General features: G+C 65.8%; 24 protein-coding genes and 1 tRNA gene. 13 read left to right on the top strand and 12 right to left on the bottom strand.

From position 1 onward, the window contains the following. The first annotated feature begins 37 nt into the window (after window positions 1-37). The 3 genes from typA to ABS767_RS10885 all read left to right on the top strand — a co-directional run bounded on the left by typA (window position 38) and on the right by ABS767_RS10885 (window position 2,665). Window positions 38-1,852, top strand: a complete 1,815-nt coding sequence (typA, locus tag ABS767_RS10895; protein WP_408078371.1) for a translational GTPase TypA — start codon at window positions 38-40, stop codon at window positions 1,850-1,852. Window positions 1,853-1,980: 128 nt separating this feature from the next. Continuing rightward, complete coding sequence (locus ABS767_RS10890; RefSeq protein ID WP_408078370.1) at window positions 1,981-2,343, top strand: type II toxin-antitoxin system RelE/ParE family toxin; 363 nt, start codon at window positions 1,981-1,983, stop codon at window positions 2,341-2,343. 1 nt (window position 2,344) lies between these two features. Next, complete coding sequence (locus tag ABS767_RS10885) at window positions 2,345-2,665, top strand: XRE family transcriptional regulator (protein WP_408078369.1); 321 nt, start codon at window positions 2,345-2,347, stop codon at window positions 2,663-2,665. A gap of 125 nt (window positions 2,666-2,790) precedes the next feature. On the opposite strand, the gene ABS767_RS10880 is transcribed toward ABS767_RS10885, so the two are convergent. After that, window positions 2,791-2,955 carry a hypothetical protein gene (locus ABS767_RS10880; protein ID WP_408078368.1) on the bottom strand — a complete coding sequence of 55 codons (165 nt, stop codon included), beginning with the start codon at window positions 2,953-2,955 and terminating at the stop codon, window positions 2,791-2,793. A 28-nt stretch (window positions 2,956-2,983) separates the two neighbouring features. On the opposite strand from ABS767_RS10880, the gene ABS767_RS10875 reads away from it, so the two are divergent. The 4 genes from ABS767_RS10875 (at window position 2,984) to ABS767_RS10860 (ending at window position 6,259) form a co-directional block, all read left to right on the top strand. Next, window positions 2,984-3,754: an HNH endonuclease gene (locus ABS767_RS10875; protein ID WP_408078367.1), complete on the top strand. Its 771-nt coding sequence runs from the start codon at window positions 2,984-2,986 to the stop codon at window positions 3,752-3,754. A 21-nt stretch (window positions 3,755-3,775) separates the two neighbouring features. After that, window positions 3,776-4,144, top strand: a complete 369-nt coding sequence (locus tag ABS767_RS10870; protein WP_408078366.1) for a hypothetical protein — start codon at window positions 3,776-3,778, stop codon at window positions 4,142-4,144. 104 nt (window positions 4,145-4,248) lie between these two features. Beyond that, window positions 4,249-5,229: a helix-turn-helix domain-containing protein gene (locus ABS767_RS10865; RefSeq protein ID WP_408078365.1), complete on the top strand. Its 981-nt coding sequence runs from the start codon at window positions 4,249-4,251 to the stop codon at window positions 5,227-5,229. Between the two features lie 148 nt (window positions 5,230-5,377). Further along, a complete protein-coding gene (locus ABS767_RS10860) occupies window positions 5,378-6,259 on the top strand; it encodes an OmpA family protein (RefSeq protein ID WP_408078364.1) in 882 nt (293 codons plus the stop codon). Window positions 6,260-6,292: 33 nt separating this feature from the next. Here ABS767_RS10860 and ABS767_RS10855 read toward each other — a convergent pair whose 3' ends face one another. The 4 genes from ABS767_RS10855 to ruvA are packed head-to-tail and all read right to left on the bottom strand — an operon-like array spanning window position 6,293 to window position 9,666. Next, a complete protein-coding gene (locus ABS767_RS10855; RefSeq protein ID WP_408078363.1) occupies window positions 6,293-7,642 on the bottom strand; it encodes a tetratricopeptide repeat protein in 1,350 nt (449 codons plus the stop codon). Further along, complete coding sequence (gene ruvB, locus ABS767_RS10850; RefSeq protein WP_408078362.1) at window positions 7,632-8,657, bottom strand: Holliday junction branch migration DNA helicase RuvB; 1,026 nt, start codon at window positions 8,655-8,657, stop codon at window positions 7,632-7,634. Before ruvB ends, ABS767_RS10855 begins: the two co-directional genes overlap by 11 nt. Next, entirely contained in the window at window positions 8,654-9,049 is a 396-nt protein-coding gene (locus ABS767_RS10845) for a hypothetical protein (RefSeq protein WP_408078361.1), read from the bottom strand. Before ABS767_RS10845 ends, ruvB begins: the two co-directional genes overlap by 4 nt. A 17-nt stretch (window positions 9,050-9,066) precedes the next feature. Continuing rightward, entirely contained in the window at window positions 9,067-9,666 is a 600-nt protein-coding gene (gene ruvA, locus ABS767_RS10840) for a Holliday junction branch migration protein RuvA (protein WP_408078360.1), read from the bottom strand. A 111-nt stretch (window positions 9,667-9,777) separates the two neighbouring features. On the opposite strand from ruvA, the gene ABS767_RS10835 reads away from it, so the two are divergent. Further along, complete coding sequence (locus ABS767_RS10835; protein WP_408078359.1) at window positions 9,778-10,233, top strand: hypothetical protein; 456 nt, start codon at window positions 9,778-9,780, stop codon at window positions 10,231-10,233. 5 nt (window positions 10,234-10,238) lie between these two features. Here ABS767_RS10835 and ruvC read toward each other — a convergent pair whose 3' ends face one another. Continuing rightward, the gene (gene ruvC, locus ABS767_RS10830; protein ID WP_408078358.1) at window positions 10,239-10,733 is read right to left on the bottom strand and encodes a crossover junction endodeoxyribonuclease RuvC; all 495 of its coding nucleotides are present in this window, start codon (window positions 10,731-10,733) and stop codon (window positions 10,239-10,241) included. Between the two features lie 220 nt (window positions 10,734-10,953). Here ruvC and ABS767_RS10825 point away from each other — a divergent pair, with 220 nt between their 5' ends. Then, window positions 10,954-11,409: a hypothetical protein gene (locus tag ABS767_RS10825; RefSeq protein WP_408078357.1), complete on the top strand. Its 456-nt coding sequence runs from the start codon at window positions 10,954-10,956 to the stop codon at window positions 11,407-11,409. A gap of 45 nt (window positions 11,410-11,454) precedes the next feature. On the opposite strand, the gene ABS767_RS10820 is transcribed toward ABS767_RS10825, so the two are convergent. From ABS767_RS10820 to ABS767_RS10805, 4 genes are all read right to left on the bottom strand, one after another. Next, complete coding sequence (locus ABS767_RS10820) at window positions 11,455-12,198, bottom strand: YebC/PmpR family DNA-binding transcriptional regulator (RefSeq protein ID WP_408078356.1); 744 nt, start codon at window positions 12,196-12,198, stop codon at window positions 11,455-11,457. A 197-nt stretch (window positions 12,199-12,395) separates the two neighbouring features. Then, the gene (locus ABS767_RS10815) at window positions 12,396-12,722 is read right to left on the bottom strand and encodes a heavy metal-binding domain-containing protein (RefSeq protein WP_408078355.1); all 327 of its coding nucleotides are present in this window, start codon (window positions 12,720-12,722) and stop codon (window positions 12,396-12,398) included. 191 nt (window positions 12,723-12,913) lie between these two features. Then, window positions 12,914-13,153, bottom strand: coding sequence for a DUF2312 domain-containing protein (locus ABS767_RS10810; protein WP_066660091.1), 240 nt, complete (start codon window positions 13,151-13,153; stop codon window positions 12,914-12,916). A 106-nt stretch (window positions 13,154-13,259) separates the two neighbouring features. Next, window positions 13,260-14,366 (bottom strand): S41 family peptidase, encoded by a 1,107-nt coding sequence (locus tag ABS767_RS10805; RefSeq protein WP_408078354.1) that lies wholly within the window; start codon window positions 14,364-14,366, stop codon window positions 13,260-13,262. Window positions 14,367-14,483: 117 nt separating this feature from the next. Here ABS767_RS10805 and ABS767_RS10800 point away from each other — a divergent pair, with 117 nt between their 5' ends. Further along, the gene (locus tag ABS767_RS10800; protein WP_408078353.1) at window positions 14,484-14,966 is read left to right on the top strand and encodes an Lrp/AsnC family transcriptional regulator; all 483 of its coding nucleotides are present in this window, start codon (window positions 14,484-14,486) and stop codon (window positions 14,964-14,966) included. A gap of 27 nt (window positions 14,967-14,993) precedes the next feature. On the opposite strand, the gene ABS767_RS10795 is transcribed toward ABS767_RS10800, so the two are convergent. Together ABS767_RS10795 and ABS767_RS10790 are read right to left on the bottom strand one after the other, a co-directional pair. Further along, window positions 14,994-15,070 (bottom strand) — tRNA-Asp (locus tag ABS767_RS10795). A 45-nt stretch (window positions 15,071-15,115) separates the two neighbouring features. After that, window positions 15,116-16,261, bottom strand: a complete 1,146-nt coding sequence (locus tag ABS767_RS10790) for an AI-2E family transporter (RefSeq protein WP_408078689.1) — start codon at window positions 16,259-16,261, stop codon at window positions 15,116-15,118. A gap of 197 nt (window positions 16,262-16,458) precedes the next feature. On the opposite strand from ABS767_RS10790, the gene ABS767_RS10785 reads away from it, so the two are divergent. From ABS767_RS10785 to spt, 3 genes are all read left to right on the top strand, one after another. Beyond that, window positions 16,459-17,919 (top strand): FGGY family carbohydrate kinase, encoded by a 1,461-nt coding sequence (locus ABS767_RS10785; RefSeq protein ID WP_408078352.1) that lies wholly within the window; start codon window positions 16,459-16,461, stop codon window positions 17,917-17,919. A 75-nt stretch (window positions 17,920-17,994) separates the two neighbouring features. Then, on the top strand, window positions 17,995-18,240 hold the full coding sequence (locus tag ABS767_RS10780) for an acyl carrier protein (RefSeq protein ID WP_408078351.1): 246 nt from the start codon (window positions 17,995-17,997) through the stop codon (window positions 18,238-18,240). Between the two features lies 1 nt (window position 18,241). After that, complete coding sequence (gene spt, locus ABS767_RS10775; RefSeq protein ID WP_408078350.1) at window positions 18,242-19,495, top strand: serine palmitoyltransferase; 1,254 nt, start codon at window positions 18,242-18,244, stop codon at window positions 19,493-19,495. The last annotated feature ends 41 nt before the right edge of the window (window positions 19,496-19,536 follow it).

Raw genomic sequence — 19,536 nt, 5'->3', positions numbered from 1 at the left:
CCCGCGACCCGCGCTTCCGCGGCATCCAGGAACCGACATGAACCTCCGCAACGTGGCGATCATCGCCCACGTCGACCACGGCAAAACCACGCTCGTCGACCAGCTCTTCCGTCAATCCGGCACCTTCCGCGACAACCAGCGCGTTGAAGAAAGAGCCATGGATTCCAATGACTTGGAAAAGGAGCGTGGGATCACGATCCTCGCCAAGCCGACGTCGGTCGAGTGGAACGGCACGCGGATCAACATCGTCGATACGCCCGGCCACGCCGATTTCGGCGGCGAGGTGGAGCGCATCCTGTCGATGGTCGACGGCGTCATCCTGCTGGTCGACAGCTCCGAAGGCGCGATGCCGCAGACCAAGTTCGTGACCGGCAAGGCGCTCAAGCTCGGCCTGCGTCCGATCGTGGTGGTCAACAAGATCGACCGCCCTGACGAGCGCATTCAGGAAGTGCTCGACGAGGTGTTCGACCTGTTCGTGTCGCTCGACGCGACCGACGAACAGCTCGATTTTCCGGTCCTCTACGCCTCGGGCCGCAATGGCTATGCCAACGAAGACCCGAGCCTGCGCGAGGGCACGCTGGAGCCGCTGTTCCAGAAAATCGTCGATCACGTCCCGCCCCCCGCGCTCGACGTCGACGCGCCCTTCACCTTCCTCGTCACGCTGCTCGACCGCGACAACTTCCTCGGTCGCGTGCTCACCGGCCGCGTCACCAGCGGCAAGGTGCGCGCAAACCAGGCGATCCACGCGCTCGACATGGACGGCAACGTCATCGAAACCGGGCGCGCGTCGAAGATCATGGCGTTCCGCGGGCTCGATCGCGTGCCGGTCGACGAAGCGCAGGCGGGCGACATCATCAGCCTCGCCGGCCTGGCGGTCGCGACCGTGTCGAACACCATCGCCGACACCAGCGTGAGCGAAGCGATCCAGGCGCAGCCGATCGATCCGCCGACGCTGTCGATGCGCTTTGCCGTCAACGATTCGCCGATGGCGGGGCGCGAGGGCAGCAAGGTGACGAGCCGCATGATCCGCGACCGCCTGCTGCGCGAAGCCGAATCGAACGTCGCGATCAAGGTGACCGAAGCCGCCGACAAGGACAGCTTCGAAGTCGCCGGCCGCGGCGAGCTTCAGCTGGGCGTGCTGATCGAGACGATGCGCCGCGAGGGCTTCGAGCTCGGCATCAGCCGCCCGCGCGTGCTGCTGCAGGAAGAGGACGGCCAGAAGATGGAGCCGTACGAGACCGTCATCATCGACGTCGACGACGAGCATTCGGGCGCGGTGGTCGAGAAGATGAACCTGCGGAAGGCCGAGATGACCGACATGCGCCCCTCGGGCGGCGGCAAGACGCGCATCACCTTCAGCGCGCCGAGCCGCGGCATGATCGGCTATCACGGCGAATTCCTGTCCGACACGCGCGGCACCGGCATCATGAACCGGCTGTTCGAGAAATACGGGCCGCACAAGGGCGTGATCGAGGGCCGCAAGAACGGTGTGCTCATTTCGAACGGCACCGGCGAGGCGAACGCCTATTCGCTCAACAGCCTGGAGGAGCGCGGCATTCTGTTCGTCGGGCATGGCGAGGCGCTGTACGAGGGCATGATCATCGGCGAGAACGCCAAGCCGGACGACCTTGAGGTCAATCCGATGAAGGCGAAGCAGCTGACCAACATCCGATCGTCGGGCAAGGACGACGCGATCCGCCTGACCCCGCCGAAAAAGATGACGCTGGAGCAGGCGATCGCCTATATCGACGATGACGAGATGGTCGAGGTGACCCCCAAGACCATCCGCCTGCGCAAGCGCTTCCTCGATCCGCACGAGCGCAAGCGCGCGAGCCGCGCCAAGGCGGCTTGAGGGGTTTTAGGTTAGGTTGAATGGGAAGGCGCCGGGGGGAACTCCGGCGCTTTTCTATATTTTATCGCCATCCAACAACATAGCCTTAAGGCTATGGACAAATTATAGCTTCATGGCTATATGACCACATGACATGGACGATCGCCACTCACGATGCGTTTGATCCTGAGTATGACGCCTTGCCCGAAGCGGTGCAGGACGAACTGCTGGCGATGATGCAGCTTTTGGCGACCTACGGCCCGCAACTCGGTCGCCCGCATGCCGATACGCTTTCCGGCTCGCGGCACGCGAATATGAAGGAGTTGCGGTTCAAGGCGGCAGACGGGATTTGGCGTGTCGCCTTTGCGTTCGATCCCGAGCGTCAGGCGATCCTGCTGGTCGCCGGCGACAAGTCCGGCGTGGCTCAGAAGCGGTTCTACAAGGTGCTGATCGCGACCGCCGACAAGAGGTTCGACGATCATTTGGCGGCATTGGCCGCGAAGGAGACGTAAGATGGCGCGTAAGCTCGACGAGATGATGGCGGCGCTGCCCGAAGCGCGGCGGCGCAAGGTCGAGGCACGGTCGGCCGAACTGATCGCCGAGGTCGAGGGCCTGAAGGCGCTGCGCCAGTTGGCCGAGCGCAGTCAGGAGGAAATGGCGACGCTGCTCAACATCAAGCAGCCGTCGGTGCATAAGATCGAGAAGCAGACGGACCTGTATCTGTCGACGCTGCGTCGATTTGTGGAGGCGGCGGGCGGGAAGCTGGAGTTGCGAGTCGAACTGCCCGGCAAGGGTGTGATGCATCTGACGGGTGTGGGGGATTTGAACGCCTGACCTGCGGAGAGTAGCAACGCCAGAACAGACGAATGCTTGCTGTTTGACAGACGGCAAAGAACCGAGGACGCGATCCAATGAAGGCCCGAGCCATTGCCTTGACTGCACTGATCGATGGCATCTCCTCATATTTTCTCGATCACTGTCCCGACGATGCCCTTTGGGAAGACTTCGACCCAGAGATCGATAATGTTCGCGCTCATCTGCAGAGCCTTTCCGACGGTGAGACGGAATTGATAGTTTAGCTTGTTTCCATCTTGTTCCGTTTTCTCATAGCGATATGCTGCCACAGCGACGATGAGCGTTGGGGGTGGAGGAATGGCAACAACTGCTCGGTGGACGGAGGCTGAAACCAAGCGCGCTCTGTTCCTATATTTCCAGCTACCCTTCGGGCAACTGCACCGGAAAAATTCGGAGATTATTGCGCTGGCAGCATCGTTAAGCAGAACGCCTTCTTCAGTGGCGATGAAGCTGGCCAACTTCGCCAGTCTCGATCCCAAGATCGTTGAAAGCGGTCGGAAGGGTCTGGCCGGAGCGAGCGCGCTAGATCGGCAAGTCTGGAATGAGTTCAACGCGGATTGGACGAAGCTAATCGTTGAGTCCGCGTCTCACGAATCAGGCGGGGGTCTGGATGACAGCAAGGTACGCGACGCTCAGGTTAGCTTCCGATATGAGCCCCCTGAGGGCGCGACGACAGTTCGGACCGAAATCGAGCGGCGTGTCGGACAAACATTCTTTCGCCGAGCTGTTCTAGCAAATTTCGAGAATACATGCGCCGTGACGGGAATCGAGGAACCTCGCTTGTTGGTGGCGAGCCACATCTCTCCGTGGAAGGACGATGCTTTTAACCGTCACAATCCCCGGAACGGCTTATGCCTCTCCGCCACCTTCGACCTTGCCTTTGATAAGCTATTGCTCACCGTGTTGCCGGATTTCACAATCCGACTCTCCAGCCAGCTTACCAAGGGGGCGACGTCCGATACTCGCGCCTATTTCGGGCCATACGAAGGGAGAAAACTGCGAACACCCACCCACTTAACCCCTGATCCGGCGTTCCTTACCGCTCATAACGAGCGCTTTCTTCCTTGAACTGCGAATGGAGAACAGCAGATGATGACGTTGTTCCACTACCGCTATCGCGACGCAAACAATTACAAGGCAAACGGCACGGTCGCCTTGACGGGCGTGGTGCCTTCAGAGTGCTGGGAGGCAGCGCTAATGCGGCTTGAAGAAAGTGAGTTCTTCGTTGCAGAGCAACTGGATATACCCCCACTATATAGCGCGCTGTATGAATTCAGTAATGGGCCTACACTCGCTGACCATTGCTGGCATGAGTTTGTTGAAGTTGCTGTGACGGATACGATTGAGCCAGATACCCCTCTTTGGGGCAACGCTACCGATTTCACTGCACGACTCTTGGCCGTATCCGAGTGGAAGGGCTCGCTTTCCCCGCACTTTTGCCTCGGCGCTTACACATAGGACAGGCTAGGCACAAGTGGAACAAACTGGCAACAAAATCCCTTTCCTACAAGCCCCCATTCTGCCTACACCCTAATCGGTTGAGCACATTCAGGGAGGCAGACATGCAGAAACGGGTTCCGGTGAAGGCGGAGGATCGTTCGCCCCTGCCCGCGTTCACGCCGGTGCCGCGCAAGTGCAACCGGCATGACGGGTGGACGCCCGAGCGGCAGCGGGCGTTTATCGAGGCGCTGGCGGATACCGGCTCGGTCAGTCGCGCGGCCAGGCAGGTCAACATGGCGCAGGCCAATTGCTATACGCTGCGGCGGGCGCCGGGGGCGGAGAGCTTTCGCGCGGCGTGGGAGGCTGCGCTCGATTTCGGGGTTCAGCGGCTGAAGGACATCGCGTTCGAGCGCGCGATCGACGGCGAACTGATCCCGGTGTTCGTCGGCGGGCGGCTGATGGGCTATCGCCGCAAGCGCAACGACGCACTGCTGATGTTCTGCCTGCGCCATTACGGGCAGGACGCGAACGGCAAGCGCACGACGATCAACTATTTCTCGACCCGTGCGAGTGCCGGAGCCGGGGCCGGGGCCGGGGCCGGCGGCGATGGCCGGGACGCTGCGGGAGCGGTGGCCGAGGCAGCGACGACGACGGTGCGCACCACGCTGACCGAGGGCGGCGGCGGCGTATCGGCGGCGCGGATCGAGGAAGCGGCGGAGCGGATCGAGGGCTTTGCCGGAGTGACGCTGGACCCGCAAGCGCAGGCGGAGATCGGCGCGGCGCTGGCGGCGTGCGCGGCGCGCAAGCGGGCGCTGGACGCGGCGATCGATAACGGCGGGACGGCGCGGCGCGAGGCCGAGGCGGGCGATCCCGCGACCGACTATGTCGAGGCCGATCCGTCGGGACTGGACTGGCGCGGTGCGCTGGAGCCTCCGGTGATGCTAGAGGAATGGAAGCCGTTCGTGCCGGGCGAGGACCCGTGGGAGCGGATCGGTTCGGAGGTCACCGAATGGGTGCCCGTCGCGGCGAGCGATGCGGGGAGTGCCGCGGACGGACTCGCGGACCCGGCGCCGCGCAAACGGGTCCGCAAGCGCACCGGGTGAGCGCTACGCCAGCTGAACGACACGCACGGCCCGTCGCGCGATCCGCTCGCACCGCCCCCGGAATCGCGGGGGTCCTGCGATCGGTTCATCCGCGCGCAAGGTTGGGCTGAACACCCCGGGGGCAGACACGTGAATGAAGGAGTAGCGTATGCGTCCCATTTCGAAGACTTCCCATGCGGTGATGCTGGTTTCGATGCTGGGGGCGGCGGCCCCGGCGGCACTGGCGGCGCAGGACCGCAGCGACGGCTATGACGCCGAGCAGGTGACGATCCAGAGCACGGCGATCCCCCCGCTGGATCAGCTGCCCGCCGGGCCCGAGGTCGCGGGAATGATCTCCGCGCGGCAGGGCGACCAGATCCAGGTGACGACCGCCGACGGCACGCCGACGCTGGTGGCGGTGACCGACGCGACCGAGATTCGCGCGAGCGGCGGCTTCCTGGGGCTCAGCCGCAGCAAGCTGGCGTCGAACCAGCTGCTGAACGGCCTGCCGGTGACGATGAAGACGCGCCAGTTCGGCGGCGGGCTGGTGGCGAGCGAGGTGAAGGTCGCGACCAAGGATTTGAAGACCGCGTCGATGATCTACAACGGCACCGACCAGCGCTTTGCCCAGCAGACCGCGGCGACCGAGGCGCTGAAGGGCCGGATGGGCGATATCGACCAGTATAACGTCAAGGGCACCACCAACGTGAACTTCGACACCGGCAAGGCGGTGCTGACCGCACAGGCCAAGGCGGATCTGTGCAGCGCCGCAGCGCAGGCGCAGTCGATGGACAATGCGCTGTTGCTCGTCGTCGGATACACCGACTCGACCGGCAGCGAGGAGCTGAACCAGACGCTGAGCGAGAAGCGCGCGGCGCGGGTGGTCAATCACCTGCAGCAGGCGTGCGGGTGGAAGCCCTATCGCATGCTGACCCCGACCGGCATGGCCGAGGCGGATCCGCTCGCGGACAACAGCACGCCCGAGGGCAAGGCGCAGAACCGTCGGGTGGCGGTCAACATCCTCGTCAGCAAGGCCGTCGAGGGGCTGTGAGCGACCGGCGCCGGGGACAGCCCCGGCGCCACGCTAGCGGGGCAGCGGCAAGAGGATCAGCGTGATCCGGTCGTGCCCGGCGGCGATTGCGAGCGTATCGCCCGCGCTGACGTCGATCGGCTGCGGGAAGCTGTGCAGGATCTGCAGCCAGCCGCCATCGCTGTAGCGATCGGGATGGTTGTCGAACGCGACGCCCGGCCACAGATCGATGTGCATCCACTGGACGATGCCGATCGCGCGCCCGCTGGCCGTGACCGGAATCTCGAGGCGGGTCAGCCCACCGTCATGCTTGGTGCGCGTGAGGTCCAGGCGGACGAGTTCGATATCATCCGACAGCCGCTGCCACTGCGTCATCGTGCCGTGGATGGGCAAACGCTGGGGCGCGAAATCGGTAAATGGCGACAGGTCGAAGCCGGAGACCTGGCCGATAAAGGCATAGTCGGCGAGCGTATCGCTCGCGACCAGGCAGCCCATCGCGCTGGCGGCACGCGGGATCACCAGCGCATCGGGCGCGAGCAGGCGTCGATGGGCATCCTCGAACGTGTCGAGCACCTTTTCGGTCAGCAGGTCGCTGGAGAGGATTTCCGAAACGAGGATGTCGGCCGGGGCATCGAGTTCAGCACCGACCGACAGCGCGGTCGAGGGCTTGGCGTGGACCGTGATGCGATCGGCATAGCCGTTTTGGGCGACGATGCGCTGCGCCATCTCGGCGATCATCGGTTCCATCTCGCACGCCACGACGCGTTGCGCCCCCGCGCGGGCGGCCATCAGCGACAACAGCCCGCTGCCCGCGCCGATATCGAGCACGCGCGCGTCGGGACCGGCGGTAGCGACCGCGGCCCGGATCGCCGCTTCGAACGCATCGTTCCGCGGCGCGTCGTTCATCATCGGGATGTGCCAGAACGGCACCGATGCCGAGCCGAGCCGCCGCACCTGATGGCGCAGATGGAGATTGTCGGGCTGGAGCGCCAGCGCACGGCGGAAGGTGCGGATCGCGTCCAGGTTGCGGCCGGCGTCGGCCAGCACGACGCCGAGATTGCCGAGCGCCACGGCATTATCGGGATCGATCGCACAGGCACGGTCCAGGCTGGCGATCGCCTCCTCGGTGCGCCCGAGCCAGTGAAGCGTCAGCCCCCGTTCGTGCAGTGCGACCGCGTGCATCGGCTCGATCGCGAGAAGCTGGTCCCACGCGGCGAGCGCCTCCTCCCCGCGCGACAGGCGACCGAGCAGCCCGGCGAGCAACGGCAGCACATCGGTCGTGCGATAGTTCCGGGCGAGAACATGGCGGTAACCGAGTTCGGCGCCTTCGAGATTTCCCGATTCATGCTGACTCATCGCCTCGGCAAGCGCGGCGCGGGCTTCGTCGCGGGGATTAGGTGTCAAACAGCCCCTCCTGCGCGCCCGCGGGCGGATTGAGGCCGAGATGCTTCCACCCCGCCGCATTGAGGCAGCGACCGCGCGCGGTGCGGGCGATCATGCCGATCTGAATGAGATAGGGCTCGATCACCTCCTCGATCGTATCGCGCGGCTCGCTGAGGCCCGCGGCGAGCGTTTCCACCCCGACCGGGCCGCCGCGATAGATGTCGGCGATCATGGTGAGGTAGCGGCGGTCCATCGCGTCGAGACCGAGCGCGTCGACTTCGAGCCGGTTGAGCGCCGCGTCGGCGGCGCGGGCATGCACGACCGGCTCCCCCGCGACATTGGCGAAATCGCGCACGCGGCGCAGCAAGCGGCCGGCGATGCGCGGCGTACCGCGCGAGCGGCGCGCGATCTCCGCCGCGCCATCCTCGGCGATCGCAAGGTCCAGCAGCCCGGCGGCCCGGGTGACGACGCGCGTGAGCTCGTCAACGGTATAGAATTGCAGTCGGACCGGAATGCCGAAACGGTCGCGCAGCGGCGTCGTGAGCAGCCCTTGTCGTGTCGTCGCGCCGACCAGCGTGAAGCGCGGCAAATCGATGCGGACACTGCGCGCCGACGGCCCCTCCCCGATCATCAGGTCGAGCGCGCGATCCTCCATCGCGGGGTACAGGACTTCTTCGACCGCCGGATTGAGGCGATGAATCTCGTCGATGAACAGGACGTCGCCGTCCTCGAGATTGGTGAGCAACGCCGCGAGATCGCCCGACTTGGCGATGACGGGGCCGGAGGTGGCGCGGAAGCCCACGCCCATTTCCTTGGCGATGATCTGCGCGAGCGTCGTCTTGCCGAGGCCGGGCGGACCGAAGAAGAGAACGTGGTCGAGCGCATCGCCGCGACTGCGCGCCGCCTCGATAAACACGCGAAGGTTCTCGCGGGCGGCACGCTGACCGACGAACTCGTCGAGCGATTTGGGGCGCAGCGCCGCGTCGACATCCTCCGGGCGGCGGGATGCGGTGAGGATGCGATCGGGGTCGGTCATTGCACGCTTCCCCGCAGGCGGCTGATCACTTGATCATACCGATAGGACGCCGCCTGAAACACGGGACCAGAAGGCCCCGAAACCAGCTTTCCGATCACATAGGCCGGACCATCGACCTTGCCCCACCGACTGCAGCTAGAGGCGATAACCGCATTCAGATGGAGCCTTTGCCCAGCGATGAGACCGGCTTTGCTTTCGAGTACAACCACCACCGCGCGGTCCACATATCCGCGCTTTTCGAATTGCGCAGCATCGAGGACCTCAACCCGCAACGCCATCAAACCGGCAGGCAGGCTTACATCGGGGCGTTCGCCAAGAAAGACGTGATCCTCGAATTCCCGGGTCAAACATGCGCTGGCCAAGTTGGCAGTGCCAATCAGGGCCGCGGCCATTAGCACCGCAAGCCGCATCACTTCGCTGCCTTCCGCAAGGCCAGCCGCACCAGCGCGTCCAGCGTCGCCCCTGCCCCCAGTTCATCGCTGGCCGCATTCACCGCGTTGCTCGCCTCCGCCGGCTTGAATCCGAGGTTGAGCAACGCCGAGACCGCGTCGTTCGCCGCGCTGCCGACCGGAGGCGCCGCCCCTGCCCCGCCGCCGCCGATCGCCACCCCGCCCGCCTTGTCCTTGAGTTCGTTGACGATGCGCTGCGCCAGTTTCGGACCCACGCCGTTGGCGCGCGCGACCATCGCGGCGTCGGCGCGGGCGATCGCCGTCTGGACCTCGGCGGGTGAGAGGATCGAGAGGATGGCGAGTGCGACCTTGGCCCCCACCCCCTGCACGCCGGTGAGCAGTCGGAACCAGTCACGTTCCTCGGCGCTGGCAAACCCCATCAGGCGGATCGAATCCTCCGACACCAGCATCTCGGTGTGCACCGTGACGAACTCGCCGAGCGCGCCGAGCGCCGCCAGCGTCCTGGCCGAGGCACCGACGAGATAGCCGACGCCGTTCACGTCGATCACCGCATGGTCGATGCCGGTGGTGGCGAGATGGCCGTTCAGATGCGCGATCATCGCCGGGACATAAGCGGAACGAGCCGCGAGATGAAAGCGAAAAGGCGCGTCATCCCTTGGCAAGCGGCAACGGATCCCCATTTCGACGCGGGAATTTGGGGGGACGATCTCATGCTGGCCATCGCGACACTCTTGATCTGGGCGGCGCTGTTGCTTGCCCGTGGGACCGGTACCGGGAGGACCCTGAATGTGGTGCTGGTCGTCAACCCGGCGCGCTGGCTCAACCGGTTCACGCGCGGCCAGGCCATCGTCCTCGGCCTGTCGGCGCTGTTCGCTGGCCTGCTGTTCTGGATCATGGAGGAAGAAGGTCTGCGGCTCGCCAGCATGTACGCGCCCGAATTGATGGCGCTGGCGGCGAGCGTCGAGTTCACCGCCGCAGTCGATGCGATCATGGTCGGGATCGTGACGGCGGGGTCGATGCGGCTCCGCGGCGTGAAGGTGTGGCTGTCGCTACGCCTTTCCCGGCCCGCGCCGCGTGCAGCGCGGCGGACCCCCCGTGTCCAGCGCCCGCGCCCGCCCGCCAACGACGCCGACGACCCGGCCCGAGCGGTCGCGCGCGCCGCCTGACGCGCCTATCGCAACCGCGCACGGCCCTGCGCGCTCGCCAGATGATGGGCATGACAGATCGCCACAGCGAGCGCATCGGCGGCGTCCTCACCCGCGATCTTCGCGCCCGGAAGCAGACGCCCGACCATCGCGTGGACCTGCGCCTTTTCGGCGGTACCGGTCCCGACCACCGATTTCTTGACCAGACGGGGGGCGTATTCGCCGACGTCGATCCCGCTGCGCGCGACGGCGCAGATGACCACACCGCGCGCCTGCCCCAGCTTCAGCGTCGATTGCGGATTGGCGTTGACGAACACTTCCTCGACAGCCGCCGCTTCGGGGGCATGATCGGAAACCAGCGCGGCGAGCATCGCATCGAGATGCGCGAGCCGCGCGGGCAACGGCGCGCGGGCGTCGGTCTTGAGTTGGCCGTTGCCGAGATGCGACAGGCGGTTTCCGTTCGCGCGGATCAGTCCCCAGCCGGTGGTGCCGAGGCCGGGATCGAGGCCGAGCAGGATCATGCGCCGCGATCGTTACGGCAGCGATGAGCAAGATTACCTAGAAGATGACCTGTATCCACGTAACTCCCCTAAAATAGTCCAGCGGGTGGCACCAGCCTTCCCCCCGGTTCGCCGGTCGGCGCGGCCGGATCATAGTCGGAGCATGAAAGCGGGTTCGTAAGTGTCCAATCTCGATCAGTTTTTCGCCGAACATCGCCGTCTGCGCGCATGTAACGTGGAGATGGCAACACTTGCCCGGCAATTCGACGCGCCCGGGGTCGAGGAGCTAAACGACGCCCGCTGGCGCTTCACCCGCGCCCTGCTGCGCACCCTTACGCTCAAGGACCGGATGATCTATCCCCGCCTGCGGCTGCATGCCGATCCTGAGGCGCGCGCAGCTGCAGAACGGTTCGATACATCCACCACGGTCGATTACGCGCGCTTTGCCGCACACACCAAGCGCTTCCCGCCCGATACCGTCGTGCGCGACTGGCGTGCCTATGCGGTCGCCGTGCGGCTGCGGACTGCCGAACTCGAGGACCGGATGGACCGCGAGGAGCGCGAGCTGTTCCCCTGGCTCGACAACGCACCCAAGGTTGCGCCGATATCATTCGCGCAGGGCACGAACTGGGCCGCCGACGCATGGCGGGTGCGGACGCTGCTGGGCAAAGACTCGGTCGACGATCGGGCGACATAGCGCGCCCGCTTCCCCCACATTGGGGGAAGCCCGGCGGAACGGCGCTCAGCCGAGCTTGGCCATCACCTCGTCCGAGACTTCGTAATTGCCCCACACGGTCTGCACGTCGTCATCGTCGTCGAGCGCGTCGATCAGCTTGAACAATGTCGCGGCGTCGTTTTCGTCGACCTCGACCATCGTCTGCGGCTTCCAGGCGAGCTTGGCGCCCTCGGCCTCGCCCAGCACGGGTTCGAGCGCCTTGGCGACTTCGTGCAGGTCGGCGTTGGCGGTCCAGATCTCGTGGCCATCCTCGCTCGACGTCACGTCCTCGGCACCGGCCTCGAGCGCCGCTTCAAATACCTTCTCGGCATCCCCCGCGCTCGCGGGATAGGTGATCAGGCCGACCCGGTCGAAGGCGTGGCTGACCGATCCCGATGCGCCGAGATTGCCGCCATTCTTGCTGACCGCGGTGCGGACGTTGGTGGCGGTGCGGTTGCGGTTGTCGCTCAGCGCCTCGATGATCAGGCTGACGCCGCCGGGGCCGAAGCCCTCATAGCGGATTTCCTCGTAATTCTCGCCGTCGCCCTTGCTCGCCTTGTCGATCGCGCGCTGGATATTGTCCTTGGGCATCGACTGCGCCTTGGCGGCGTTGACCGCAGCGCGCAGGCGCGGGTTCATGTCGGGATCGGGCAGGCCCATCTTGGCCGCGACGGTGATTTCGCGGCTGAGCTTGCTGAACATGCCCGAGCGCTTCTTATCCTGCGCGCCCTTGCGGTGCATGATGTTCTTGAATTTGGAATGGCCTGCCATGGGGTGCTCTTATGGAATCTGGTGGGGGCGTCTCTAGGCCAAGCGCGGCTTTGGGCGCAACCAGGGGTTTCGCACCATCTCTCGTCACCCCGGCCTTGTGCCGGGGTCCAGCGGGAGGCAAGCGCGAAGCAAGAGGCTCGAGCGCCGGACGCGAGGCGGAGTGGACCCCGGCACGGGGGCCGGGGTGACCAGCATGGTCAAACCCCGCTAAGCGTAACCGCGGTGCCGGAGGCCGAGACCATCAGCATCGATCCGTTCTTGCCGATCACCTCGTAATCGAAGTCGATGCCGATCACGCCGTTGGCGCCCATCGCGCGCGCCTCGTCCTTCAATTCCTCGAGCGCGGTCTTGCGCGCGTCCTTGAGCGGGCGTTCATAGCTGCCCGATCGCCCGCCGACGATGTCGCGGATGCCAGCGAACAGGTCGCGGAAGACGTTGGCGCCGATGATGACTTCCGCCGTCACGATGCCGTGATAGCGCGTGGCGGCGTGGCCATCGACGGTGCTGGTTGTGGTGAGAATCATGCCTGAACCTCCTGTTGGAGTGGCATGTTAGAGGCGCTTCACGGCGGTGAAAATCCTCCCCCGCCAGGGGGAGGTGGCGCCGAAGGCGACGCAGGGGGAGGACGGCTTCGCACTCGAGCCACACGTTCAACCCTTCCGCCCCCTCCGTCAGCTGCGCTGACACCTCCCCCTGGCGGGGGAGGATTGAAGTGTCACTGCATCCCCAGCGCGGCGCGATAGGTTTCGAGCAGCGCGTCCTGCTCGTCGAGCTGGTGCTTCTCCATCTTCCGCAGGCGGATGATGGTGCGCATGATCTTGGCGTCGAACCCGGTCGCCTTGGCCTCGCCATAGACATCCTTGATGTCGTCGCTGATGCCCTTTTTCTCTTCTTCCAGCCGCTCGATCCGCTCGATCAGAAGGCGCAGCTGCTCGGCCGAAATCGAGTCGCTCATGTCCTGCTCCGTAAAATGGTGAACGGGGGCGTTTAGCGGCTCGACCGGGGGGTGCAAGGGGCCGTCCGGCGCTTCGCTGTGGAAAGCGCGGACGACCCGGGCAAGGTCAGCGCTTGCCGAGCTGGCGGCGCTCCATCGAACCGGTCGGCATATGCGATGCCGACAAGGTTTCCGCCTGCGCCGGGGTCACGCCCTCGCGCACCAGCACCTCATAGAGCGCACGGTCGGGCGCAACCGCGATGTCGGGCTTCACTCCGACCTGCTCCCAGCCGTCGCCGCCCGGAAAATAGCTGCGGCCGAACGGGATGAAGGCGCTGAACCCGCCCGGCAGGCCGAGCATGCCACCATAATGGCCAGCCCCGCCGGTCGTGCCGCCGACCAGCGTGCCGCGCCCGGTGCCCTTGAACACCATCGCGAGATGCTCCGCGGCCGATCCGGTGCGGCCGGACGTCAGATAATAGACCTTTGCCCTGGTCCAGGGCGATGTGGGGCTCGCAGGCGTTACGCGATGCTCGGCGCGGTAGAATTCCCTGGGCGCGTCGACCTTGACCAGCGAGGCGAAGGGCAACGGCCCGCCGCGCTCTGCGACCGAGGCACGGGTGTCCATCACCATAACGGCCTGCGGCTTGTCGAAGATGCGCGGGAACAGGACATCCATCTCGTCCAGCCCGCCGCCGCCGTGCGTGCGCGCGTCGATGATCAGCGTCTTCGCGCCGGCATTGGCGTCGAGAAAGGCGGCGAAGTCCTTGAGCACCTGCGGATCGCCCATGAAGGCGTTGAAGCGGACGAAGGCGATGCCGGGGGCGATCATGCCCGCCTGTTCCATCTGCGGCGGACGCTTCGGCGCTGGGCCTCCGGCGGCTGGGCCGGGGCGCTGCATCGCGCCGGGAGGATGCATGCGCAAGTGTCCGTCGGGCGCGACCTCCTGGAGATCGGCGGTCACCTGCCGGGCCAGCGATTCGGCGTCGGCGGGCGCGTCATACGCCCCCGCGGCGAGCTTCGCCCGCAGCATCGCGGCATAGCGCTTCGCCACGTCCGGGAAGACGAAATTCGATTCGATCTCGTCGGCGAGGTTAGCGATCGCTTCCTTGCCGATCGCGGGGGTGAAGGCAGGGGTGGCGACGGGCGCGGGTTCGGATACGGGGGTGGTCTGGGCCATGGAGAGCGGGGACAGCAGCATCAGGCCGGCCGCAGCGAGAAATCGGGAACGCATTCGGGAAACTCCATCTGGTGTCGGCTTGGTGTTATAGTTGACCAACACGCCTTTTGCAGTCGAATGCGGCGCGCTATGTGCATGAAATCGTCATCCGGGAGTGGCCACGCGCCGAAGATGGGCAAGCTCGACGCATTCGATATTCAGTTGCTCAACCTGTTGCAGAGCGATGCCCTCGCGACGGCGGAGGAACTGGCGCGCACGGTTCCGCTATCGGCCTCGGCGGTGACGCGTCGGGTGCGGCGGCTGCGCAGCGAAGCATGGATCGCCGCGGATGTCGCGGTACCGGCGACGCGGCTTACGGCGCGGCGATTGCGCGCGCTGGTGCGGGTGCAGGTTCACGAGCATGCCGAAGAGCGTGGGATCGCGGCGCTACGTGCACGGCTGGCCGACGAGGATGCGGTGCAGATGATCCTCGATGTCGCCGGCGCGGACGACCTCGCCATCCTGATCTGCGCGCGCGACATGGCGGATTACAATGCGCTGGCGGAGCGACTGTTTCAGCAGGACCCTGCAGTCCGGCGCTACGAGACGAGCTTCATCAAGCGCGTGCACAAGCAGAGCGCGGCGGTCGTGCTGAAACCCGGCGATGTAGATTGATGGGAAGCGTCCATCCCATGTGAGGGATGGCGCGAGTGACGGGGCTCGAACCCGCGACCTCCGGCGTGACAGGCCGGCGCTCTAACCAACTGAGCTACACCCGCTTGGCCCCCGGCGCCGAAGCGCGGTCCCTTGCGAGAGCGCGGCACCTAACCGGGCGGCCGGGGGCTGTCAACACCGGTTTCGCCCATATTTTGCACCGGGTCTCCGGGCTGGGGCGCGGCGGGGTTTCCGCGCGCCACCAGCGTGCCGTGTTCGAACAGGAAGCCCGCGATATCGGGCTTGCCGGCGGCGTTGAGCACGGTCTGGATGATGATGAGCAGCGGCACGGCGAGCAGCGCCCCCGGCGTTCCCCACACCCAGCCCCAGAACGACAGCGAGATCAGGATCATGATCGGATTGATCGTCAACCGCCGCCCGACGATCAGCGGCGTGATGAAATTCGCCTCGATCGTATGCAGTCCGATCACGATCGCGGCAGGCAGCAACGCCGTCCACACGTCCTGAAAGGTCATCAGCCCGCCGACCGCCAGGAAGGCCGCGCCGAAGATCGGGCCGAGATAGGGGATATAGTTGAGCAGCGCGACGATGCCGCCCCACATCAGCGGGGTCGGCATGTCGATCAGCCACAATGCGCCCGCCACGACCAGGCCGAGCGAGACGTTGATCATCGTGATCGTGCCGAGATAGGCGGAGGTATCGTCGACCACGTCCTGGATGACCCGCGCGGTCGCCATCGCACCGCCGAAACTGGTGCGGCTGGTGATCGCGCCGCGCCGCAGCCGCGTCCAGCCCGACAGGAAGAAGAAGATGACGAGCACCGCAAAGAACATCTCGATGAATGCGGTCGGCGCGCTGGTCGCCGCGAGTTCGAGGATCGAGCGCGGCGGCGCCTCGGTCGCCGTCTCGGCCGGTGCGATCGGACGCGAGGCGGCGAGTTCCTGGATCGTGCGGTTCACGAAATTTTCGAAGTTCGAATAGAAGTCGATCAGCGGCTTCACGTTCGACTGGATATTGTCGATCCGTTCGGGAAGCAGCGACAGCCAGCCCCAGGCGGGAACGACGATCGAGGCGAGCGCGGCATTGGCCGCGGTGAGGAACAACAGCACGCAGGTGAGCGCAGCGAGCGGCGCGGGCATGCGGTGCCGCTCCAGCCATTCGAGGATGGGCACCAGCGCGATCGCGACGACGATCGCCGCGGTGAGCGGCAGGAAGAAGGGCGACCCCGCCTTGAGCGCGAAGGGGATGGCGAGGACGAGGCCGACGCCGATCATCAGCGTGAGGCCGGCCAGCAGCCGGTCGCGACGATTCTCCGCCTCGCTCTCATGATCCGCGGGCGGAACGACGGGGACGAAGTGCGACGACGAGCCGGGGTCGTCCCCCTCCCCTTCATCGCGTCCGCTGCCTGAAAACCCCTCGTCCACGGATATCACCTCTCGCCCTGATCCTAGCGTGATTTGCGAGCCTTGTAATCATCGCTAACGTGCGCGCCATGGGAGAGATTCTGCTGGTCATCGACGAGGGCACGACCTCGGCCCGGGCGATGCTGTTCACGCCTGCAGGCGACTGCATCGCAAGCGAATCGGCGGAACTGACCCAGCATTATCCCGCCGCCGGGCTGGTCGAGCATGATGCAGCGGAAATCTGGGAACGGACACAGCGCTGTGCTGCGGCGGTGGTCGAGCGCGCCGGCGGGCCGGACGCCATCGCGGCGATCGGCATCACCAACCAGCGCGAGACCGTGGTGTTTTGGGACCGCACCACCGGCGAGCCGCTCGCCCCGGCGATCGTGTGGCAGGACCGGCGCAGCGCAGACCTCTGCCGCACGATGAAGGAGCGCGGCGACGAGCCGGGGGTACAGGCGCGCACCGGGTTGCTGCTCGACCCCTATTTCAGCGGGACCAAGATCGCGTGGGCGATGGCCAACTGGCCGCAGCTGAAGGAGGCCGGCGAGCGGCTCGCGATCGGCACGGTCGAAAGCTGGCTGGTGTGGAAGCTGACCGGGGGAAATCACGTCACCGACGCGACCAACGCCTCGCGCACGCTGTTGATGGGCCTGGGCAGCGGCGGGTGGAGCGACGGGCTGCTCGACCTGTTCGATTGCCCACGCGGTGCGCTGCCTGAGATCGTCGATTGCGCAGGCCGCTTCGGCGAGACGACGCTGTTCGGCGGACGCATCCCGATCTGCGGCATGGCAGGGGACCAGCAGGCGGCGACGATCGGCCAGGCGTGCCTGACGCCGGGCGACACCAAGGCGACGTTCGGCACCGGCGCGTTCATGCTGACCAATGCCGGCGAGCGCCAGCCGACCTCGCGCCACCGGCTGCTGTCGACCGTGCTGTGCCAGCTGGGCGGTCGGCGGACCTATGCGATCGAGGGTTCGGTGTTCGTCGCGGGCAGCGTGGTCAAATGGCTGCGCGATTCGCTCGGACTGATCGCGAATGCGGGCGAAACCGAAGCGCTGGCGCGCAGCGTCGACGACAATGGCGGGGTCTATTTCGTCCCTGCCCTGTCGGGCCTCGGCGCGCCGTGGTGGGAGCCGGGCGCGCGCGGGTCGATCAGCGGGCTTTCCCTCGCGAGCGGCAAGGCCCATGTCGTGCGCGCCGCGCTGGAGGCGATGGCCCACCAGAGCCACGACCTCAAGACCGCCTTCGCCGCCGATGGCTGCGACTGGTCGCGGCTACGCATCGATGGCGGCATGGTCACCAACGACTGGATCGCGCAGGACCTGGCCGATATGCTCGACGTGACGGTCGAGCGCCCCGATTTCACCGAGACGACTGCGCTGGGCGCGGCAATGCTCGCCGGACTCGGTTGCGGCCTGTTCGCCACGCTCGAAGAGGCGTCGGCGATGCGCGGCCGGGTGAAGATCTTCGAACCGGCGATGACTGCGCAGGCGCGCACGGCAAGGCTGTCGGGGTGGCAGCGCGCCGTGACAGGCGTGATCCGGTAGCGCGGGCGCCCCGTCTTGACCGCGATTCCGCCGCAATCGCTTGGCAGTGCGAGGCGACACCATTAAGGACCCGGCATGACCGACCGTAGCCAGATTTTCGAAACCGTCACCGGCCTGATCGAACCCTTCAACAAGAAGGGCGTCGCGCTGACCGATTCCACCACCTTTGCCGGCGATCTCGAATGGGACAGCCTGACCGTGATGGACTTCGTCGCGGCGATCGAGGACGAATTCGACATCATCATCACGATGAACATGCAGGCCGAGATCGAAACCGTCGGCCAGCTGGTCGATGCGGTTCAGAAGCTCAAGGACGCGTGAGATGAGCGACGCGATCCAGACCGCCGACGCCCCCTCCCCGGTGGAGGGCGCCAAGCCCGACCTGATGAGCAAGTTCGACGGCCTGATCGCCGAGCGCCAGGCGCTGCTCGACAGCGGCGTGACCGATCCGTTCGCGATCGTCATGGAACAGGTCAAGTCGCCGACCGAGGCGGTGATCAAGGGCCGGGACACGATCCTGCTCGGCACCTATAATTATATGGGCATGACCTTCGACCCCGACGTGATCGCCGCGGGGCATCAGGCGCTCGACCAGTTCGGCAGCGGCACCAATGGCAGCCGCATGCTCAACGGCACCTTCCACGACCATATGGAAGTCGAACAGGCACTGCGCGAGTTTTACGGCACCACCGGCGCGATCGTCTTCTCGACCGGCTATATGGCCAATCTCGGGATGATTTCGACGCTGGCGGGCAAGGGCGACTACATCATCCTCGACGCCGACAGCCATGCCAGCATCTATGACGGGTGCAAGCAGGGCTATGCCGAGGTCGTCCGCTTCCGCCACAACAGCGTCGAGGATCTCGACAAGCGGCTCGGCCGCCTTCCCGCCGACGCCGGCAAGCTGGTGGTGCTCGAGGGCGTCTATTCGATGCTCGGCGACGTCGCCCCGCTCAAGGAAATGGTCGCCGTCGCCAAAGAGCATGGCGCGATGGTCCTGTCCGACGAAGCGCATTCGATGGGCTTTTACGGCCCCAATGGCCGCGGCGTGTACGAGGATCAGGGGTGCGAGGGCGATGTCGACTTCATCGTCGGCACCTTCTCCAAATCGGTCGGCACCGTCGGCGGCTTCTGCGTGTCGAACCACCCGAAGTTCGAGGCGATCCGCCTCGCCTGCCGCCCCTATATCTTCACCGCGTCGCTGCCGCCCAGCGTCGTCGCCACCGCCGCCGCGTCGATCCGCAAGCTGATGTATGCGCACAATAAGCGTGCGCATCTTTGGGAAAATGCCCGCGCGGTCCATGCCGGGCTCACCAAAATGGGCTTCAAGCTCGGCACGCAGACCGCAGAAAGCGCGATCATCGCGGTGATCCTCGACGATCAGGAACAGGCCGTGACGATGTGGCAGGCGCTGTTGGAAGCGGGCCTGTACGTCAACATGGCGCGTCCCCCGGCGACCCCGGCGGGCACGTTCCTGCTGCGCTGTTCGCTCTGCGCCGAGCATACCAGCGAACAGATCGAGCGCATCCTGGCGATGTTCAAGGGTGCGGGGCAAGCGACCGGCGTCATCGCCTGACACGTGCAGGGGTGGCATTGACGCCGCCCGAAGCCTAGGTG

The sequence above is a fragment of the Sphingomonas plantiphila genome (assembly GCF_046000505.1).
In the GTDB taxonomy this organism is placed as follows: domain Bacteria; phylum Pseudomonadota; class Alphaproteobacteria; order Sphingomonadales; family Sphingomonadaceae; genus Sphingomonas; species Sphingomonas plantiphila.
The sequence above is the reverse complement of the archived record's forward strand: the minus strand, read 5'-3'. Positions and strand labels throughout refer to the sequence as shown.

What these genes read in the sequence shown, in the direction of transcription:
- ABS767_RS10870 (WP_408078366.1), top strand. Translation starts at nt 3,776, where the DNA reads ATGATGACGTTGTTCCACTACCGCTATCGCGACGCAAACAATTACAAG.
- ABS767_RS10820 (WP_408078356.1), bottom strand. Translation starts at nt 12,198, where the DNA reads ATGGCAGGCCATTCCAAATTCAAGAACATCATGCACCGCAAGGGCGCG.
- ABS767_RS10865 (WP_408078365.1), top strand. Translation starts at nt 4,249, where the DNA reads ATGCAGAAACGGGTTCCGGTGAAGGCGGAGGATCGTTCGCCCCTGCCC.
- ABS767_RS10875 (WP_408078367.1), top strand. Translation starts at nt 2,984, where the DNA reads ATGGCAACAACTGCTCGGTGGACGGAGGCTGAAACCAAGCGCGCTCTG.
- ruvA (WP_408078360.1), bottom strand. Translation starts at nt 9,666, where the DNA reads ATGATCGCGCATCTGAACGGCCATCTCGCCACCACCGGCATCGACCAT.
- ABS767_RS10825 (WP_408078357.1), top strand. Translation starts at nt 10,954, where the DNA reads ATGGCAACACTTGCCCGGCAATTCGACGCGCCCGGGGTCGAGGAGCTA.
- ABS767_RS10805 (WP_408078354.1), bottom strand. Translation starts at nt 14,366, where the DNA reads ATGCGTTCCCGATTTCTCGCTGCGGCCGGCCTGATGCTGCTGTCCCCG.
- ruvC (WP_408078358.1), bottom strand. Translation starts at nt 10,733, where the DNA reads ATGATCCTGCTCGGCCTCGATCCCGGCCTCGGCACCACCGGCTGGGGA.
- ABS767_RS10835 (WP_408078359.1), top strand. Translation starts at nt 9,778, where the DNA reads ATGCTGGCCATCGCGACACTCTTGATCTGGGCGGCGCTGTTGCTTGCC.
- typA (WP_408078371.1), top strand. Translation starts at nt 38, where the DNA reads ATGAACCTCCGCAACGTGGCGATCATCGCCCACGTCGACCACGGCAAA.
- ABS767_RS10885 (WP_408078369.1), top strand. Translation starts at nt 2,345, where the DNA reads ATGGCGCGTAAGCTCGACGAGATGATGGCGGCGCTGCCCGAAGCGCGG.
- ABS767_RS10810 (WP_066660091.1), bottom strand. Translation starts at nt 13,153, where the DNA reads ATGAGCGACTCGATTTCGGCCGAGCAGCTGCGCCTTCTGATCGAGCGG.
- ABS767_RS10860 (WP_408078364.1), top strand. Translation starts at nt 5,378, where the DNA reads ATGCGTCCCATTTCGAAGACTTCCCATGCGGTGATGCTGGTTTCGATG.
- ABS767_RS10800 (WP_408078353.1), top strand. Translation starts at nt 14,484, where the DNA reads ATGGGCAAGCTCGACGCATTCGATATTCAGTTGCTCAACCTGTTGCAG.
- ABS767_RS10785 (WP_408078352.1), top strand. Translation starts at nt 16,459, where the DNA reads ATGGGAGAGATTCTGCTGGTCATCGACGAGGGCACGACCTCGGCCCGG.
- ABS767_RS10845 (WP_408078361.1), bottom strand. Translation starts at nt 9,049, where the DNA reads ATGGCCGCGGCCCTGATTGGCACTGCCAACTTGGCCAGCGCATGTTTG.
- spt (WP_408078350.1), top strand. Translation starts at nt 18,242, where the DNA reads ATGAGCGACGCGATCCAGACCGCCGACGCCCCCTCCCCGGTGGAGGGC.
- ruvB (WP_408078362.1), bottom strand. Translation starts at nt 8,657, where the DNA reads ATGACCGACCCCGATCGCATCCTCACCGCATCCCGCCGCCCGGAGGAT.
- ABS767_RS10815 (WP_408078355.1), bottom strand. Translation starts at nt 12,722, where the DNA reads ATGATTCTCACCACAACCAGCACCGTCGATGGCCACGCCGCCACGCGC.
- ABS767_RS10780 (WP_408078351.1), top strand. Translation starts at nt 17,995, where the DNA reads ATGACCGACCGTAGCCAGATTTTCGAAACCGTCACCGGCCTGATCGAA.
- ABS767_RS10890 (WP_408078370.1), top strand. Translation starts at nt 1,981, where the DNA reads ATGACATGGACGATCGCCACTCACGATGCGTTTGATCCTGAGTATGAC.